At 36.8% G+C, this 17,383-nt stretch carries 18 protein-coding genes and 1 tRNA gene; 1 reads left to right on the top strand and 18 read right to left on the bottom strand.

What is annotated here, in order from left to right:
- Nucleotides 1-256: 256 nt before the first annotated feature.
- The 18 genes from G628_RS0109400 to rpmH form a co-directional block, all read right to left on the bottom strand.
- Complete coding sequence (locus tag G628_RS0109400; protein ID WP_034468646.1) at nt 257-877, bottom strand: HAD family hydrolase; 621 nt, start codon at nt 875-877, stop codon at nt 257-259.
- A 30-nt stretch (nt 878-907) separates the two neighbouring features.
- Nucleotides 908-1,882, bottom strand: coding sequence for an acyltransferase family protein (locus G628_RS0109395; RefSeq protein WP_026667303.1), 975 nt, complete (start codon nt 1,880-1,882; stop codon nt 908-910).
- A gap of 58 nt (nt 1,883-1,940) precedes the next feature.
- Complete coding sequence (locus G628_RS0109390) at nt 1,941-2,417, bottom strand: NUDIX hydrolase (protein ID WP_027209000.1); 477 nt, start codon at nt 2,415-2,417, stop codon at nt 1,941-1,943.
- 97 nt (nt 2,418-2,514) lie between these two features.
- Nucleotides 2,515-2,588, bottom strand: a tRNA-Arg gene (locus tag G628_RS0109385).
- 132 nt (nt 2,589-2,720) lie between these two features.
- Nucleotides 2,721-3,428 (bottom strand): purine-nucleoside phosphorylase, encoded by a 708-nt coding sequence (gene deoD, locus G628_RS0109380; protein WP_026656311.1) that lies wholly within the window; start codon nt 3,426-3,428, stop codon nt 2,721-2,723.
- 20 nt (nt 3,429-3,448) lie between these two features.
- Nucleotides 3,449-4,339: a DUF3881 family protein gene (locus G628_RS0109375; protein ID WP_027208999.1), complete on the bottom strand. Its 891-nt coding sequence runs from the start codon at nt 4,337-4,339 to the stop codon at nt 3,449-3,451.
- A 29-nt stretch (nt 4,340-4,368) separates the two neighbouring features.
- Nucleotides 4,369-5,658, bottom strand: a complete 1,290-nt coding sequence (gene serS / locus G628_RS0109370) for a serine--tRNA ligase (protein ID WP_027208998.1) — start codon at nt 5,656-5,658, stop codon at nt 4,369-4,371.
- 36 nt (nt 5,659-5,694) lie between these two features.
- On the bottom strand, nt 5,695-6,216 hold the full coding sequence (locus G628_RS0109365; RefSeq protein ID WP_026656309.1) for a DUF4446 family protein: 522 nt from the start codon (nt 6,214-6,216) through the stop codon (nt 5,695-5,697).
- Nucleotides 6,217-6,232: 16 nt separating this feature from the next.
- Nucleotides 6,233-7,138 (bottom strand): ParB/RepB/Spo0J family partition protein, encoded by a 906-nt coding sequence (locus G628_RS0109360; RefSeq protein WP_026667307.1) that lies wholly within the window; start codon nt 7,136-7,138, stop codon nt 6,233-6,235.
- Nucleotides 7,139-7,156: 18 nt separating this feature from the next.
- Nucleotides 7,157-7,933: a ParA family protein gene (locus G628_RS0109355; protein ID WP_026656307.1), complete on the bottom strand. Its 777-nt coding sequence runs from the start codon at nt 7,931-7,933 to the stop codon at nt 7,157-7,159.
- Nucleotides 7,934-8,209: 276 nt separating this feature from the next.
- Complete coding sequence (gene rsmG, locus G628_RS0109350) at nt 8,210-8,947, bottom strand: 16S rRNA (guanine(527)-N(7))-methyltransferase RsmG (RefSeq protein WP_027208997.1); 738 nt, start codon at nt 8,945-8,947, stop codon at nt 8,210-8,212.
- Nucleotides 8,937-10,865 carry a tRNA uridine-5-carboxymethylaminomethyl(34) synthesis enzyme MnmG gene (mnmG, locus tag G628_RS0109345; protein WP_027208996.1) on the bottom strand — a complete coding sequence of 643 codons (1,929 nt, stop codon included), beginning with the start codon at nt 10,863-10,865 and terminating at the stop codon, nt 8,937-8,939. The genes rsmG and mnmG overlap by 11 nt, the downstream gene beginning before the upstream one ends.
- Before the next feature lie 3 nt (nt 10,866-10,868).
- The gene (gene mnmE, locus G628_RS0109340) at nt 10,869-12,284 is read right to left on the bottom strand and encodes a tRNA uridine-5-carboxymethylaminomethyl(34) synthesis GTPase MnmE (protein ID WP_026656303.1); all 1,416 of its coding nucleotides are present in this window, start codon (nt 12,282-12,284) and stop codon (nt 10,869-10,871) included.
- Between the two features lie 86 nt (nt 12,285-12,370).
- Nucleotides 12,371-13,138 carry an RNA-binding cell elongation regulator Jag/EloR gene (jag, locus tag G628_RS0109335; protein ID WP_026667311.1) on the bottom strand — a complete coding sequence of 256 codons (768 nt, stop codon included), beginning with the start codon at nt 13,136-13,138 and terminating at the stop codon, nt 12,371-12,373.
- Between the two features lie 38 nt (nt 13,139-13,176).
- A complete protein-coding gene (locus tag G628_RS0109330) occupies nt 13,177-14,484 on the bottom strand; it encodes a YidC/Oxa1 family membrane protein insertase (RefSeq protein WP_026656301.1) in 1,308 nt (435 codons plus the stop codon).
- 17 nt (nt 14,485-14,501) lie between these two features.
- A complete protein-coding gene (gene yidD, locus G628_RS0109325) occupies nt 14,502-14,711 on the bottom strand; it encodes a membrane protein insertion efficiency factor YidD (RefSeq protein ID WP_026656300.1) in 210 nt (69 codons plus the stop codon).
- Nucleotides 14,708-15,058 (bottom strand): ribonuclease P protein component, encoded by a 351-nt coding sequence (gene rnpA / locus G628_RS0109320; protein WP_026656299.1) that lies wholly within the window; start codon nt 15,056-15,058, stop codon nt 14,708-14,710. Before rnpA ends, yidD begins: the two co-directional genes overlap by 4 nt.
- 60 nt (nt 15,059-15,118) lie before the next feature.
- Complete coding sequence (gene rpmH / locus G628_RS0109315) at nt 15,119-15,253, bottom strand: 50S ribosomal protein L34 (RefSeq protein WP_013282343.1); 135 nt, start codon at nt 15,251-15,253, stop codon at nt 15,119-15,121.
- A 528-nt stretch (nt 15,254-15,781) separates the two neighbouring features.
- Here rpmH and dnaA point away from each other — a divergent pair.
- Nucleotides 15,782-17,182: a chromosomal replication initiator protein DnaA gene (dnaA, locus tag G628_RS0109310; protein WP_026656298.1), complete on the top strand. Its 1,401-nt coding sequence runs from the start codon at nt 15,782-15,784 to the stop codon at nt 17,180-17,182.
- Nucleotides 17,183-17,383 lie beyond the last annotated feature (201 nt).

The raw sequence follows: 17,383 nt of genomic DNA, 5'->3' as shown, positions 1-17,383 counted from the left end.
CATACCTCCGCTTTGCGTGGCCCGGTCTTGTCCGGGCCTTTTAATTAAAGATTTCGCCGTAAGGCGAAATTTCCTATTAAAGAACAAAGAGTTGCTTTGCAACTCTTTGCGCGCCGATGCGCGCAAGCTTTAGCTTGCATAATTCATCTGCGCATCGGTCGCATCCATAGCGGAGCGTTTTATATCATAGGGAAGCAATTGATATAAAAAAGCATAAGATTTTGCCCATGTTTCAGCAAAATCTTATGCTTATTTTTTATAAAAATCTTTCCTTTAATTCTGACAGACTATTTATCTCTTCATCCGGAATTTCATTTTCTCCGGTTATATTCCAATATTTACCAAATCCTTGTTTTATCCATATCGTTTTCATTCCCAATTCTTTTGCAGGAACTATGTCATTATCAATTCGATCACCGATCATTACCGCATTTTCCGGATTGCAAGAAGCTTTAGACAATGCAATGTTAAAGATTCTTTTATCAGGTTTTTCCACACCTTCTTCTGCTGATGCTATTATTAGATCTATATATTTTTTTATACCGAATTTTTCAAGTCTTTCTGCTGTTCCTAACGATTGATTTGCTATAATACCTATCTTATATTTTAGGCTCAATGCCTTTAAGGTTTCTTCTGTATCCTCGAATAATTCCTCTTCTTCTAAATACCACTTTGAACCTGAGACTTTATATTTCCGTGTTAATTCCAGATCGCCCTTCTTATTATTTTTGTATAAGTCTATTGCCATGTTATATATTTTTTCAAACGGCTCACCGGCAACGTCCGCGATATCCTGTAACCTGTGACAATAAACCTTTTCTTCATTTACCAAAGTAGAACCCACATCAAAAAAGATCCATTCAATATTATTTTTCATCAAGCCTTTTCTCCTGCCTTAGTTATTGTGTTATATAGCTTCTATGAGATAATAACATATTTTATCCATGAGTGTGTTATACACTTTGTTCACATACTTGCTTCCTGTGATCATAAATGTCAGTACTGAAATGCCAAGTGCAACTATGATCTGAATAGGCATCTCTTCTATGCTTATTCCTGCTTTTGTCATGAACCTGTGAGTTGGGATGATCACAAAACTTGAAAGGACATAGATGCAAAGCGTTCGCTGTCCGTATATTGTAATCGGAAATTCTTTATCTGGCATGAGGTTTACTAATGCGAATATGATGACTACGGCTATAATGTAGATTGTTCCCCTCAATATCATTCCGTGAATGTTATCAAGTTTTGTTGCGCTATACGACTGGATAAGTTCATACATCTTCACAGGCATTATGCCTCTGATATTTAAGTATACGGTAACTGCGAAAGCAACAATCAAAATTACCAGACTGTATATCTTAGGAACTTTTCTGATCTTATCTATACTCTCTTTTTTGAATTTGTAACCGAGTATGAAATACGGGAAAAACGATACGGTTCTGGATATTGAAAAAAACCTCTCCGCTTCTCCTATGCATCCGCAATATATTCCCACAATGAATGCCAGTATTACTATTCCTTTTACCCTGTCAAAATATTTTACGGTAACTCTCCAGAAAAAAAGACTCAGCAAATACCAAAATACATATATAGGTTTAAAGAAATTTATTTTGTTGATCGCAGTTCCCTGAGTAAACATCCAGATTGTGTTAAATATAATGAACGGAATAATCGTTGTCTTCAATAATTTCTCCGGCTTTGCATCTGACTTCGAAAAATATCCGGATATAAAAATAAAGAGCGGCATGTGGAATGAATAGATCACCGCCCTTATAAGTCCCAACTTTCCTGTTGTCCCAAACTCCTCAAGTGCATGCCCAAATACTACCAAAGTTATTAGTAGTACTTTCATGTTATCGAATGAATAATCTCTTTTCATATTACAATTCAGTTATCCTCTCTAACTTGTTATACCCATTATACCCTTTTATTTCTCTTTACATAATAAACTGATGAAAGCGAATCGATGCAAATTCTTCAATTGGCATTTTTGAAAGTTCATCTAAACTAACCCATTTGTATGAAGAAGTCTCTCCTTCTTGTAATATAATCTCATCCTTTTGAATATTAGTTATACACATATATACTTCATAAAAAGTTTTATATCCACAATGTTGTACACGCCCTATTCTTGTTAATTTATTTGTAACTACTCCTGTCTCCTCTTTAAGTTCTCTTATTGCACATGCCAGCGAATCTTCTCCTTGAAGAGCTGATCCTCCTGCTGTTAATTCCCACTTTCCACCAAGATGCTTCCTAAAATCTCTTTGCATCATAAGATAAGTTCCATCAGTATGTATTACGATTATCTCACTTACAAGATGATAATATCCGTCAGGTATTTCTTCATCTCGAATCAATGTTACTCCATCAACCTTATTAAAGTTTTCATCATATGCATCCCAGATTTCCATAACGCCTCCTTTGCTCTCACTTACATTATCTGAATATTATTTTTCTATTTTCTTGTATATGCAAAAAAAGAGAAGCCCGATTAAAAGCTTCTCTTAATGTTCGCGATGCGATTCGAACGCACGACCTTCCGCTTAGGAGGCGGACGCTCTATCCAACTGAGCTACGCAAACATGACCTTTGTATATTAGCACAATCTGAGGCACAATTCAAGGGAAACGCATAACAAAGCGCTTCCCTGAAAATTGTGTTTTGCAATACTTATAAATATTTTTATTTCAAATATTCAATAATCTGATTCACTCTCAAAGCTGGATTGCTGTCTTAAGTGCAATCTCCATCATATCAGTAAATCCTGTCTCTCTTTCTTTTGCAGTAAGTTCTCCTGCCTTGAAGAGATGGTCTGATATTGTAAGGATTGTAAGTGCATTCTTCTTAGCTTCTGCTGCATTCATGTAAAGTGCTACTGTCTCCATTTCGACTGCGAGTGCTCCCATGTTCTTGTAGAGTTCGCTCTCGTTGCACTTCTTATAAAATGCATCTGAAGAAAGTACGTTACCTACATGGAATTTTACCTTCTTCTCTCTCGCTATGTTTACTGCTTTCTCTAACAAGTCATAACTTGCTGTCGGACAGAATGTTCCGGGAAGTCCAAACTGGAATCCGTAGTTGGAATCTGTGTGAGCACCCATTGCGAAGACGATGTCCATTACATTAACATCCTCTTTTAATCCACCGGCACTTCCAACTCTAATGATGTTATCCACATCATAAAAGTTAAAAAGTTCATAAGTGTAGATTCCGATTGAAGGAATTCCCATTCCATGTCCCATTACAGACACTTCTTTTCCCTGATACTTACCTGTAAATCCAAGCATTCCTCTTACTTCATTAAAGCACTTAACGTCTGTGAGGAAATTCTCTGCAATGAATTTTGCTCTGAGTGGATCGCCGGGCATAAGCACGGTCTTTGCGATGTCGCCTTTTTCGGCACTGTTATGAGGTGTAGCCATATCCATTTTCTCCTTCTCTATTAATTTGTTCCGGGAAAATTGATATATCCCTGCATCCAAATGTTACCTTTAAATCTTCTTCCGACTGCCGGTTCGCCAAGCAAGTCGGCATCGTTTATACACAAATCGAACTCAAGTCCGTTACAATTAATCCTCATTATGTGTATAACTTCTTTTGTCAGATAGTTCTCCGTCTTATCAACTTTGACTATCTCTCCCAAAACGGAGTAGTGATCACACTCAACTCCGTATGGCATAAAATATGTATCTACCAGACTATACACATCCTGCTTTCTGATTTTTCTCGAAAGCGTTGTGTATATGTCCATGTCGTCAAGAGTCAGTGATTCAATTGCTGCTTCATCACCTCGTCTTGCATTATCTATAAGTTTGTTCCTATAACTGGTTTTCTTTTTGGCCACTTGTATTTGTTGTTCTGTCTTTGCAATCGGCATCATTATCTGACCCTTTATTGACAGCGCAGACAAACTAAGTGTCGTTCCTCTGACAGGAAAGTGATCCTCATTCTCATACTTGATGTAAGGAATTATATTCTGAAGGTAAAAGATAAGTGAAACGCCAACCCTGTTTTCATTACAGATTCCTGCATATGAATACTGGGCTGCATGGCGTTCAATTGTTATATCTTCTTCCGTACTGATCTGCGAAGGGACTATGTACGGATAGTAATACTCATATATGAACTTATCTTGTTCATCAAATTCCCCACATACCGCGAGTCCTATTTTTTCATTTGCATAGTCATGCATGAACTCTGCAAGAATAACATTATCCTCTATGGACACATATCCTCTTCTTGAAGATTTCTGAATAGAATCGGTAATTAATCCGGTCAACTCATTCCTGTCTTTTATTTTAGAAAAACCGACTGCTCTTAGAAATTTATGCAAGGAATCTTTTCACCTTTCTACTGCTGTTATTATTTCTTCTTAGGAATAAGTACTTCTTTTCCTCCCATGTAAGGACGAAGAACTTCAGGAATCTTTACGCTTCCGTCTGCCTGAAGGTTATTCTCAAGGAAAGCAATAAGCATTCTCGGAGGAGCAACTACTGTATTGTTAAGTGTATGTGCAAGGTAGTTTCCATCCTTACCCTTAATTCTTATCTTAAGTCTTCTTGCCTGAGCATCTCCAAGGTTAGAACAACTTCCAACTTCAAAGTACTTCTTCTGTCTGGGTGACCATGCCTCTACGTCACATGACTTACACTTAAGATCTGCAAGATCTCCTGAGCAACACTCAAGTGTACGTACAGGAATGTCCATTGATCTGAAAAGATCTACTGTATTCTTCCAAAGTTTGTCATACCATTCTTTTGATTCTTCGGGCTTACAGATTACAACCATCTCCTGTTTCTCGAACTGGTGAATTCTGTATACGCCTCTCTCTTCAATTCCGTGTGCACCTTTTTCCTTTCTGAAGCAAGGTGAATAACTTGTAAGAGGTAAAGGTAATTCTTCCTCGGGAATAATCTGATCTATGAACTTACCGATCATTGAATGTTCACTTGTTCCGATAAGGTAAAGATCTTCTCCCTCAATCTTGTACATCATAGCTTCCATTTCAGGGAAACTCATTACACCTGCAACTACATTTCCATGGATCATGAAAGGAGGAACACAATATGTAAATCCTCTGTCGATCATGAAATCTCTTGCGTATGAAATTACTGCAGAGTGAAGTCTTGCAATATCCCCGAGCAGATAATAGAATCCGTTACCTGCTACTCTTCTTGCAGCATCAAGATCGATTCCGCAGAAGCTTTCCATAATATCTGTATGATAAGGAATTTCAAAATCGGGAACAACGGGTTCACCAAACTTCTCAATCTCAACATTCTCAGAATCATCTTTTCCGATAGGAACAGATTTGTCGATGATCTGAGGAATGATCATCATCTTATTTGTAACTTCTTCATCAAGTTTCTTCTGATTCTCTTCGAGTTCTTCAAGACGCTTTGCTTCTTTTGCAACTTCATCCTTGAGGGCCATTGCTTCTTCTTTTTTACCCTGTGCCATCATTGCACCGATTTCTTTAGAAATCTTATTCTTATGTGCACGGATCTCATCCGCTTCTTGCTGGTTTGTTCTTCTTGCTTCGTCGAGTTTTATAATCTCATCTACTAGAGGAAGTTTCTCATCCTGAAATTTGTTCTTGATGTTCTCTCTTACCACATCAGGGTTTTCACGTAAAAATTTTATGTCGATCATTTTGATCTCCTCCATGTATGTTTATATATTTTATTCTTATCTTCTTACACTTTCGCGTGCACTATCCAATGCCTTCTTTTCCTCATCACTGAGTTCAACATCTGCTATTCCGGCGTTGATAACTTTCGAATATGAATAGTTAAGTCCGTCTGTGCTGTGAACTGAATTCATAAGGAATCCGTTGTCATTTTCATCGAGCATACAAAGTGCGAAGCTGAGCTGTCCACCCATCTGACTAAATGCATCATATTTCTCAAGTCCGATTTTCTGGAAGGTTCTCTGCATTCTTTTGTTGATGTCCTGAATGTCCTTACGGTTTTTATCGTTCTCTGCTCTTATCATTTTGTTTTCGTGAAAAAGATCTACGATTTCATCTTCAAGTGATTTCGCATCTTTTCCTGTCATGAACTTATTAAACTTCTTTGATACTTTACTTATCTTGCATCCTTGTATGATAACAATAAGTAGAAGAATTAATACTAATGCTAAAAGTGCCAAGATAAAAATTGCAGGATCTATGTTTCCAAGACCCAAAAGATTTAATATGTTACTTTCCATTTTATTCTGTCTCCGATTATTCTGTGCATAGTCTGTTTATTATTTTCTCAAGATCGTCGCTGTTATAAAACTCAATCTCAATTTTTCCTGCGCCACTGCCTTTGGAAGTAATATCAACTTTTGTTCCGATTGCCTGCTTACATCTTTCAGATAGATTTGCATAGATTGCATCCAGACTTGAGTTGGTTTCTACTACCTTCTTTGGCTTGGGTGCTTTGCCAAGATTCTTTACAAGTTTCTCAGTTTCTCTAACGCTTAACTTCTCATCAAAAACTTTCTGAGCGAGCATCGTCTGCTCTTCTTCACTTTCAACAGATATAAGTGCTCTGGCATGACCTGTTGTAATAAGTCCGTCGATAACCATCTGTCTTACTTTTTCACAAAGCTTCAAAAGTCGAAGTGAATTGGTAATTGTCACTCTGCTCTTTGATACTTTCTCTGCGACAATATCCTGAGTGTATCCAAATTCATCGATAAGCTTTTTATATGCAAGAGCTTCTTCAATAGGATTTATGTCTTCTCTCTGGATGTTATCAATAAGAGAAATCTCTGCAATTTCATGTTCGCTAAGATCTTTTACTATAACCGGTACTTCTTTTATTCCGGCTTTCTTAGCTGCTCTCCATCTTCTCTCACCACCGACGATTTCATAGTGATCGTTCTTATCTGTTACGATAAGTGGATTGATGATTCCATACTGTTTGATTGATTCAGCTAATTCCAAAAGGCTATCTTCATCAAAAGATTTTCTTGGCTGATTTCTGTTCGGTTCAACCTGAGTAATGTTTACATGAACAACCTGTCCTTCGCTGATGCTCTGTTCTTCAGAGAATGAAACTTCTTTTGTTGTGAAAGATGCCTTTGCAGGTATGATTGAATCAAGTCCTTTTCCTAATCCTCTTTTCACATTCTTAACTGCCATATCTTATGCCCCTCCGCTTTAATCAAATTTTCTGTCGATAACCTCATTTGCAAGAAGTCGATATGCTTCGGCTCCTGCGGACTTTGGTTCATAAACGTTTATAGGTAGACCGTAACTGGGCGCTTCTGCAAGACGAATGTTTCTTGGGATTATTGTCTTATACACATTCTCCTGTATATGTTCCTTTACGTTTTCTACAACCTGGAGTGAAAGATTGGTACGAGAATCAAACATCGTAAAGACAACACCTTCCATATCAAGTTCCGGATTAAGTCTGTCTTTTACAAGATTAACTGTATGTACCAATTGGCTGAGACCTTCAAGTGCATAGTACTCACACTGAATAGGTACAAGAACTGTATTAGCTGTAGTCATTGCATTGACTGTCAGCATACTAAGTGATGGCGGGCAATCTATAATTATGAAATCATAGTCATCCCTTATACCACTTATTGCCTCTCTTAAAATATATTCTTTGTTGTCAGAATCTATCAACTCAATTTCTACTGCAGCAAGATTTACATTCGAAGGAATGATATCAACTCCATCGATTCCCTTTACAACATTTCTGGTTATTACTTCATCAATGCTGCACTCACCGATCATTAACTCATAGATGGTGTTATCGATTTCATTCTTATCAATACCAAATCCACTTGTTGTATTTCCCTGAGGATCTGTATCAATAACAAGTACCTTCTTTCCTTTCTCTGCCAAAGCAGATGCTAGATTGATTGATGTGGTAGTCTTTCCGACTCCGCCTTTTTGATTTGCAATTGCGATTATTCTTCCCATTACGCCTCCCATCATCGTGAAACACTAATCTGATTTTACCACATTATTAAAATTATAGAACATAAAAAAAGCACAATCTTTAGAAAATATGATATTATTTTCCAGATTGCGCTTCGTTTACTACATATAAATATGTGTATTTTTTGATGTTTCATGACCAATTTTATGTTTCACGGATTATCACTATATTTTGTATTCTAATGTTTCACGTGAAACAATCAGTTGTGTTCATTTTTTACAGTAAATAATGTTTCACGTGAAACATTATTTACTAACTCAAAGAGGATTTTTGGCAGGCGTTCCGGCCTTACGTGGATACTGTTTTGAGGTATGTTCTTTCTTATTAACCACACATATCGTGCGAGTTATATCTGTTCCAGGTAAAAAGAACTCCTTACATTCCTTAAGCTTCCCACCAAGAAGATGAATTGCTCCCTTCGCTGCTTCTACTTCTTCAGATCCTTTATCACCTTTGAAAGCAATGAACTCTCCTCCGACCTTTACATAGGGAATACAATATTCTGTAAGAGTAGACATATTAGCTACTGCTCTTGAAACAGCAAAATCAAATTTTTCTCTGAGTGTTCCATTCTTACTCGATGAGAAATCCTCCGCTCTTCCATGAAGTGTTTCAATACTTCCGGATTCATTAAGACCAAGAGTATCTATTACTTCATTTAGAAAGTTGATTCTCTTATTGAGTGAATCGAGTAACGTAACATGAAGATTAGGATAAACAATCTTAAGTGGAATTCCCGGGAACCCTGCTCCTGTTCCGATGTCGATAAGCGAATACTCTTTATCTTTGAAATCAACAAAAGGAGTACATGAAATACTATCAACAAAGTGAAGCTTACATACATCATCAAAATCTGTTATGGCAGTAAGATTCATAACCTCATTTACCCGAACAAGAATTTCGAAGTATTGATCAAATTGTTCCAGTTGTCTGTCGGTGAGTTCTATTCCGTATGAACGGAAGTCATCAATCATTTTATTGTATTTATTCCTCATTCTGTTTTCCTCTGTTAAGTGAGTCAAGATAAATGATCAGTACAGAAACATCAGCCGGATTAACTCCACCGATACGTGAAGCCTGTCCGATATTTACAGGTCTAAATTTTTCAAGTTTCTGTCTTGCTTCAAGTCTTAAGCTGCTGACATCATTGTAATCAATATCCGCGGGGATAAGTTTTCTTTCAAGTTTCTTGAACTGTTCAACCTGTCTTTCCTGTCTGTTGATATACCCTTCGTACCTGATGGTAATCTCAACCTGTTCAATGACATCCTTAGGAAGGTCAGGTCTGTCAGGATCAATCTCCGCGATCATATCGTAAGTCATCTCAGGACGACATAATAGTTCTGCAAGAGAGACTGCCGTCTTTAAAGGTGTACTTCCACATCTTGTCAGGAAATCCTGAATCTTAGAATTTGCACCGATATTAATACTCTTCAATCTCTCAACTTCTTTTGTAGTAAGTTCAATCTTATTGAGTAACTTATTATATCTTTCATCATCTATAAGACCTACTTCATGACCTTTTCCTCTAAGTCTTATATCTGCATTGTCCTGTCTAAGAAGTAATCTGTACTCTGCTCTTGAAGTCATCATTCTATACGGTTCAAGATTTTCTTTTGTAACAAGATCATCAACAAGAACTCCAATATATCCTTCGGATCTGTCTATAGAAAGATAAGGTCTGTTCTCAATCTGCATCACAGCATTAATTCCGGCGTACAATCCCTGAGCAGCAGCTTCTTCATATCCACTACTTCCGTTGAACTGTCCTGCTGAAAAGAGTCCTCGGATATCCTTGATCTCAAGAGTGGGATGAAGCTGTCCGGGGCAAAGACAATCGTACTCAATTGCATAAGCATTTTTTACAATGCGACAATTCTCAAGTCCGGGCACTGTTCTGTACATGGCAATCTGAACATCTTCAGGAAGTGATGAAGACATTCCGTCTATATACATCTCATTGGTAAATGTTCCTTCAGGTTCAACAAACACCTGGTGCCTTTCATGGTCGGGAAACTTTACAACTTTATCTTCAATTGACGGGCAATATCTCGGACCCACACCTTCAATGATTCCCGCATAAATTGGGGATCTGTCGATATTATTACGTATTATTTCATGCGTTTTTTCATTAGTGTATGTAAGCCAACATGATACCTGCTGTCTCTGAACATCAGAAGGATCTGTATCAAATGAAAAAGGAATTACCGGATCATCTCCAAACTGCTCTGTCATCTTGGAATAGTCGATTGTATTTCCATCCATTCTTGCAGGGGTTCCGGTCTTAAATCTCCTGAGTTCGATTCCCGCATCGATGAGTGATTGTGACAAAAGGTTGGAAGGCTGAAGTCCGTTCGGTCCACTGTAAGTAATCGCTTCACCTGTAAGACAACGACTCTTAAGATAAGTTCCCGTACATAAGATAACAGCTTTAGCTTCATAAGTTATTCCTGAAAAAATCTTTACTCCGGTGATGATATGTTTGTAACCTTCAGTCTTTAATTTATCAGAAGGATCAGCGTAAAGAATCTCTGAAACCTCAGCTTGCTTTATTGTAAGATGTTCCTGCTTTTCAAGTACCTCTTTCATCTTCTTGGAATATTCCATTTTGTCAGCCTGACATCTGAGTGAATGTACCGCAGGTCCTTTAGAAGTGTTAAGCATCTTTGACTGCAAAAAAGTCTTATCTATATTTTTTCCCATCTCTCCACCAAGAGCATCTATCTCTCTGACAAGATGTCCCTTGGAAGATCCGCCAATGTGAGGGTTGCACGGCATGAATGCGATGTTGTCCGCACTCATTGTAAAAATTATAGTTTCAAGACCAAGTCTGCTACAAGCAAGTGCCGCCTCACATCCGGCATGTCCTGCTCCAATTATTACAACATCATATTTTTCAGTAAAAACATTCATAAATTATTTTCCCATACAAAATTTTGAAAAGATTTCTTCCACCAGATCATCGCCGACTTCTTCTCCGATGATCTCGCCAAGATAAGCATAAGCATTTGATAGATCGACTGTATAAAAATCTTCCGAAAGATTTTTTGAAATACTGTCATCAACAAGTTTCAGACTTTCATAAACTTTCTGAAGAAGTTCTTTGTGTCTTAAGTTTGTGATATAAATTTCCTGCTTCGGTAAAATGTCACCATGAAAGAAAAGTTTTGAAAGTGCATCTTTAAGTTCGTCGATTCCGTTACCTTTCAACATCGAAGTTTTTATAACGGGTACGTTATCCACATTTGTGAAAAACTTAAACACATTATCTTCATTGATTTTTATGTCATCAGAAAGATCGTTCTTATTAAGAAGAACAATCGTCTTCTTTCCTTCACACAAACTGATGATTTCTTTGTCTTCATCATCAATGTCACGAGTCGAATCAAGAATATACAAAACCAGATCTGCTTCTTCAATCTTACTCTTTGCTTTATCCACACCCATCTTCTCTATGATGTCATCGGTGTCTCTGATTCCGGCTGTGTCAATAAGATGCAAAACGATATCACCAAGTCTCACGGTCTCTTCAATAATATCACGTGTTGTTCCCGCGATGTCGGTAACGATAGCTCTTTCATCTCCGATAAGAGTATTCAAAAGAGATGATTTTCCTGCGTTAGGCTTTCCAACAATAACAGTCTTTATTCCATCTTTTCTGATCTTACCTTCATCTGCGGTACTAAGAAGTTTCTCAATCTCCGAAGTCAAAGATGAAACTTTGGCTTTAAGTTTTTCAGGGTATCCGGTCAGATCATAGTTTTCCGGATCATCAAGGGCCGACTCAATGAAAGCCATCTCATAAATTATCTGTTCTCTCAAACTCTTAACTTTATCATAGATACTTCCGCGAAGCTGATTTCTGGAACTGTCCAAAGCAAAATTGTTCTGAGCACTTATGATATCCATGATAGCTTCCGCTTTAGTAAGATCGATTCTTCCATTAAGAAATGCTCTCTTTGTGAACTCACCAGGATCAGCAAGACGGCAACCACTTCTTAGAAGTAACTCAATAATCTGATTCATGATGAGAATTCCGCCATGAGTATTAATCTCAATAACGTCTTCTCTTGTAAAACTATGAGGTGCTTTCATAAATGAGATCATAACTTCATCAATGATCTTGTCACCATCACAAATATATCCGAACTTGATCGTATTCGGATCATGCTTTTTTAAAGTCTGTTTCATTTTTGCAGAACGATAAATCTTATCACAGATTGAAACCGCTTCTCTTCCGCTCACTCTTATAACTCCGATTCCGGAATCAGACATTGCGGTTGCAACAGCGCAGATAGTATCGTCATTAAAATTATTAAAAACACCTGACATATTTTGTCTCGCTTCTATTTTAATAAAATTTTCTCTACATATAATAATACCCCTCAAAGTATACAACTTCGAGGGGTAAATGTTTATTATTTCTTTAATGTAACAACTACTCTTCTGAATGGTTCTTCACCTTCGCTGTGAGTAGTAACAAACCTGTCTCCCTGAAGAGCTGAATGAATAATTCTTCTCTCATAAGGATTCATAGGCTCTAAAGCTACTGAATGTCTGGACTTTCTAACCTTATAAGAAATGTTCTTTGCAAGATTTTCGAGAGTAGCTTTTCTTCTCTCTCTGTAATTTTCTGTATCAACCTTAACATGGATGTACTCGGAATAATCTCTGTTAACAACAAGAGAAACAAGGTACTGAACAGAATCAAGTGTCTGTCCTCTCTTACCTATGAGAACTCCCATCTCATCTCCGCTAAGTTCAATCTCAAGAATCTTATCAACCTGATTGAAAGTAGTCTTAACAACAACTTCCATTTTCATTGCATCGAAAACTTCTTTTAAAAACTTATTGGCTTTTTCACAAACCTCATCAGCATTTATATCAGAGCTGACTGTCTTTTCAACTTCTTTTACAGTCTCTTTTACTTTTTCTTTTTTGCTTTTTACTTCCTGCTTGGGTGAAACCTTTGTATCTAATTTGATATCATCAATCTTGATTTCTTCACTCTTCTCTTCTTTAACTCTAGCCTTGATGATTGCAGGCTTAGCATTTATCCCCAAAAAACCTGATGATCCGTTTGAAACTACTTCATAATCAAGTTTATCACTGGTAACGCAAAAAGTTTCGCAAGCTTCTGTAATAGCATCATCAACATTTTTTGCTGTAAACTCTCTATACTCCATTTTTCCCTCCCAAATAGACAGTAACCATAAATCTTCTCTTATTTATTATTCTTTTCGTTGAAATCTTTTACCATATTTGCTTTTGCAAGAAGAGAATCCTTTTTAATCTCTTTTCCGGAGAAACTATCTCTTACCTTCTTAAGCTGATTTTCTCTCTCTTCCATAGAAACAGAATTTGAACTGCTGTTCATGATGTTTCTTGTAGACATGTTTGCATATCTGTTCATCTGAGGAGTAGTTCTCATCTTCTCCTGCTTCTGTTTATACTTTTCAATGTTCTTCTCAATCTGAGCATCGATATCAGTTCTGTCAATGTGCTTATTAATAAGAACTTGCTGTACAGATCTTATAACTGCACCGATAATCCAATAAATACCCATGCCGGCATTAAAGTTAAAGCAAAAGATTGCAGACATCATAGGCATCATAATGTTCATGGTCTTCATTGACTGCTGCATCTGTGCTGCCGGATCATCGGGATCAATCTTACCGTCTGCAGGAACCTGCTGAGGCATAAGCTTTGTGCTTACCCACTGAGTAAAGAATGCAAGGAAAGGAATAAGAATAGCTCCGATAAGTAAAACGAAGTTCTTATCCACAAATGCACTCTTTATCATGTACATAGGTGTATCAGCAATATTCATTCCAAGGAAATTGTTATATCTGTTTAAAAGATTATGTGTATCTAAAACAGAACCACTGATATCCTTAAAGTTATTTGTTATCAAATCCCAGTCAGAAGATGATGCTCTGTTCAAAACATCAATAAGTGTGTTTTCCACATAAGTTGTATCACCTGATGTAAAAAGCTGGTTATTAAACTGGCTGGCAAACATCTTCGCACTTGAAACGTTGTTTCTGATGAAATCAACACCACCATTTGTACTTCTGATCTGCTCAACAAGAGGATAAAACGCTTCTTTAACAGTTCCTACATATGCGGGAATTGAATAGATAACACGATAAAGTGCAAATAAGATAGGCATCTGTACAATAAGCGGTAAGCAGCTACCTGTCTGTGAAACACCGTATTTAGCGTAAACTTCCTTAGTCTCCTGCTGCATTGCAAGCATAGAGTCGTTATCTTTTTTACCCTTATACTTCTGCTGAATAGCCTTAAGTTCAGGACTCATCTTTGACTGAAGTTTAGAAAACTTCTGCTGTTTGTAAGTAAAAGGAAGAAGAGCAAGATTGATAACTATAGTGAATAATATGATTGAAAGACCAAAATTAGGAATACCAATTTTATTAAGTATATTGAATATGGCTGTCATTACATATCCAAGTAACTTAGCAATAGGTCCTACAATACGTCCCTGATAAGGGGTTAAAAGAACTGGTGTCAAAATAAACCTCCTGTACATTACGGAACGGGATCATATCCGCCACTGGAAAAAGGATTACACCTAAGTATTCTCCAGATTGCGAGCAGACTTCCCTTCAATGCCCCATGTTTTTCTATAGCTTCGAGCCCGTACTCCGAACATGTCGGAATATACGGACATTTTGTTCTCTTTAAAGGAGAAATGTACTTTCTGTAAAACTTAATTAAAAAGATAAGTATCTTTTTCATTTTTCACCGCCATTTTTCTTTATGCGGGCCTTCCCTGCCAAGCTTAAAAGAGAATCTTCTATATTATGATAGCTCGCATCTCTTGCACAGGCTCTGGCAACGACTACTATATCCAAACCACTATTGAATACATCTTCGTGTAGCCGGTAAACTTCTCGAACAAGTCTTGCAAATCTGTGCCTTACAACACTGTTCCCAATTTTTTTACTACATGAAATCCCAAGTTTATTAGTTGAACCGTTATTTTTCCACACATAAACAACCAGGTACTTATCGGCATAACTTTTGCCGTTCTTATAAACATTGCGGAAATCATTTGTCTTTTTCATTGAATCTGAAAAAAGCATGTCATTGTCCTTTTTAATTCAGAAAGATGAAAAAAGGTCACAACGTTGTGACCTTTACTATCAAGCAGATAATCTCTTTCTTCCCTTTGCTCTTCTGGCTGCAAGTACTTTTCTGCCGCCCTTAGTAGCCATTCTTGCTCTGAAGCCGTGAACTCTGGCTCTCTGGAGCTTATGAGGCTGGAATGTCATCTTCATATCGTAAACACCTCCTTCTTTACTAATTATACAACGCAATTACATTAAATAATTACGGATTATATCAGTGTGGAAAAAATCTTTATAATTATAATAAATAAAATCAAGGCAGTCAAGCCATAAAAACGCAGAAAAATAGGGCAAATCTTTGAAAAAAATATCAAAAAAATAATTTGCCTATATATTGTGTTGACAAAACTTATCCACAGCAAAATGTTGATTTTGTGGATAACATGTTGATTAATATATACCACGTTATTTTATCCACATATTTCTTAAATTTTGTGGATAAACCGGAGCATAATTTTGTGGTTATTAATCGGAAATCCAGTAACCACGCCATTTATAACGGTAGATAGCTTAAAGTGGAAAAACGACCATTTATCCACAGTGTAAAAATATAATTATGTTTGAAAATTTTTTTCCGGTAGTTATCCACATAATACCCTTGTTTGATATTTAAAGTTTTTTAAGATAAAATAGTAAAAGTCTACAAGTCTATAAATTGCGTAATTGGGGAGTTTTTTCATGTATTCAACAAAAGAAATCACAGATAAATTAAAAAACAATTGGGAAGAAATCAAACGCACTATTAAAAATGAGTTTGGGATTACAGAAATATCCTATAAAACATGGATTGATCCTTTAAGTGTTTACAGTGTTTCGGATAATACTGTAACTATTTTGATTCCTTCCGACAATTCAATGGCTCTTCAGTACATAATCAACCATTACATGGACTTTATTAAAGTTACCATTTCGGAGTTTCTGGAGATTATGGTAGACGTTTCATTCATTTTAAAGAAAGACACTATTAATAATGAAGAAACACATGAAAATAATTCAGAAGATGCTTCTGAAAACAGCTATATATCTAACAATAACTACGAACAATCAAATCTCAATCCAAAATACAGATTTGATACATTCGTCGTAGGTAGTAACAACAAGTTTGCGCACTCCGCATCACTTGCTGTTGCAGAATCTCCGGGAATATCTTACAACCCTCTCTTCCTCTACGGTGGACCGGGACTTGGTAAGACTCACCTTATGCACTCCATTGGTCACTTTGTTATGGAACATAATCGCAAAGCGAAGGTTCTTTATGTAACATCAGAGCAGTTCACAAACGAAGTTATCGAATCTATCCGAAGCGGTAAGACAGAAAGCATGTCAAAACTTCGTGATAAGTATAGAACAGTCGATGTTCTCATGGTCGATGACGTACAGTTTATTATAGGAAAGGAATCAACTCAGGAAGAGTTTTTCCACACATTCAACGAGCTTCATCAGGCCGGAAAACAGATTATTCTTTCATCCGATAAGCCTCCTAAGGAAATGGAAACTCTTGAAGAGAGATTCAGATCCCGTTTCGAAATGGGACTTATCGCCGATATCCAGTCTCCTGACTACGAGACAAGAATGGCTATCCTGCGTAAGAACTCTGAGAACTACGGCAAGAACATTGATGATGAGGTAATCAACTACATTGCTACCAACATCAAGTCAAACATCAGAGAACTTGAAGGTGCATACAACAAGATCATTGCTTATTCAAGACTTAATAATGTAGATGTAACTCTTGAAAATGCCATGGAAGCTCTTAAAGATATCATCTATCCCGATAAGTCAAAGGTCATCACACCTCAGCTTATCATTGATACCGTCTGCGAACAGTACGGCGTAAAGAAAGATGACATACTCTCTAAGAAGAGACAGGCAGAAATTGTTCTTCCACGCCAGATAATAATGTATCTTTGCAGAGAAAACACCGAAGCTTCTCTTGAAGAAATAGGAAAACTTCTCGGAAAGAAAGATCACACAACTGTTATAAGCGGAATCAACAAGATTAAAAAGCTTACCGCAGTTGATGATGATCTCAACAAAAACATGGATATAATAATGAAGAAACTAAATCCTACATTATAAATTGTGGATAACTTTCTGTGGATATCTATGTAGAAAACCTGTTATTAGGATGTTATTTATATGTTATTTGATGTTGATTGAGGGTGGATAATTTTTTTCACCCTCATTTGTCAAAATTAGGCCTGTTTATAACTTTTATCTTTTCAACACCTAATTTTTTGTTTTCAACACCTAAAAATTTGTAAAAAAGCCGCATAGATA

This window comes from Butyrivibrio hungatei NK4A153, assembly GCF_000424465.1.
In the GTDB taxonomy this organism is placed as follows: Bacteria; Bacillota; Clostridia; order Lachnospirales; family Lachnospiraceae; genus Butyrivibrio; species Butyrivibrio hungatei_A.
The sequence above is the reverse complement of the archived record's forward strand: the minus strand, read 5'-3'. Positions and strand labels throughout refer to the sequence as shown.

What these genes read in the sequence shown, in the direction of transcription:
- rnpA (WP_026656299.1), bottom strand. Translation starts at nt 15,058, where the DNA reads ATGCTTTTTTCAGATTCAATGAAAAAGACAAATGATTTCCGCAATGTT.
- dnaA (WP_026656298.1), top strand. Translation starts at nt 15,782, where the DNA reads ATGTATTCAACAAAAGAAATCACAGATAAATTAAAAAACAATTGGGAA.
- G628_RS0109395 (WP_026667303.1), bottom strand. Translation starts at nt 1,882, where the DNA reads ATGAAAAGAGATTATTCATTCGATAACATGAAAGTACTACTAATAACT.
- G628_RS0109365 (WP_026656309.1), bottom strand. Translation starts at nt 6,216, where the DNA reads ATGGAAAGTAACATATTAAATCTTTTGGGTCTTGGAAACATAGATCCT.
- G628_RS0109400 (WP_034468646.1), bottom strand. Translation starts at nt 877, where the DNA reads ATGAAAAATAATATTGAATGGATCTTTTTTGATGTGGGTTCTACTTTG.
- serS (WP_027208998.1), bottom strand. Translation starts at nt 5,658, where the DNA reads ATGATCGACATAAAATTTTTACGTGAAAACCCTGATGTGGTAAGAGAG.
- mnmG (WP_027208996.1), bottom strand. Translation starts at nt 10,865, where the DNA reads ATGAATGTTTTTACTGAAAAATATGATGTTGTAATAATTGGAGCAGGA.
- jag (WP_026667311.1), bottom strand. Translation starts at nt 13,138, where the DNA reads ATGGAGTATAGAGAGTTTACAGCAAAAAATGTTGATGATGCTATTACA.
- deoD (WP_026656311.1), bottom strand. Translation starts at nt 3,428, where the DNA reads ATGGCTACACCTCATAACAGTGCCGAAAAAGGCGACATCGCAAAGACC.
- G628_RS0109390 (WP_027209000.1), bottom strand. Translation starts at nt 2,417, where the DNA reads ATGGAAATCTGGGATGCATATGATGAAAACTTTAATAAGGTTGATGGA.
- G628_RS0109355 (WP_026656307.1), bottom strand. Translation starts at nt 7,933, where the DNA reads ATGGGAAGAATAATCGCAATTGCAAATCAAAAAGGCGGAGTCGGAAAG.
- G628_RS0109360 (WP_026667307.1), bottom strand. Translation starts at nt 7,138, where the DNA reads ATGGCAGTTAAGAATGTGAAAAGAGGATTAGGAAAAGGACTTGATTCA.
- yidD (WP_026656300.1), bottom strand. Translation starts at nt 14,711, where the DNA reads ATGAAAAAGATACTTATCTTTTTAATTAAGTTTTACAGAAAGTACATT.
- rsmG (WP_027208997.1), bottom strand. Translation starts at nt 8,947, where the DNA reads ATGAGGAATAAATACAATAAAATGATTGATGACTTCCGTTCATACGGA.
- rpmH (WP_013282343.1), bottom strand. Translation starts at nt 15,253, where the DNA reads ATGAAGATGACATTCCAGCCTCATAAGCTCCAGAGAGCCAGAGTTCAC.
- mnmE (WP_026656303.1), bottom strand. Translation starts at nt 12,284, where the DNA reads ATGTCAGGTGTTTTTAATAATTTTAATGACGATACTATCTGCGCTGTT.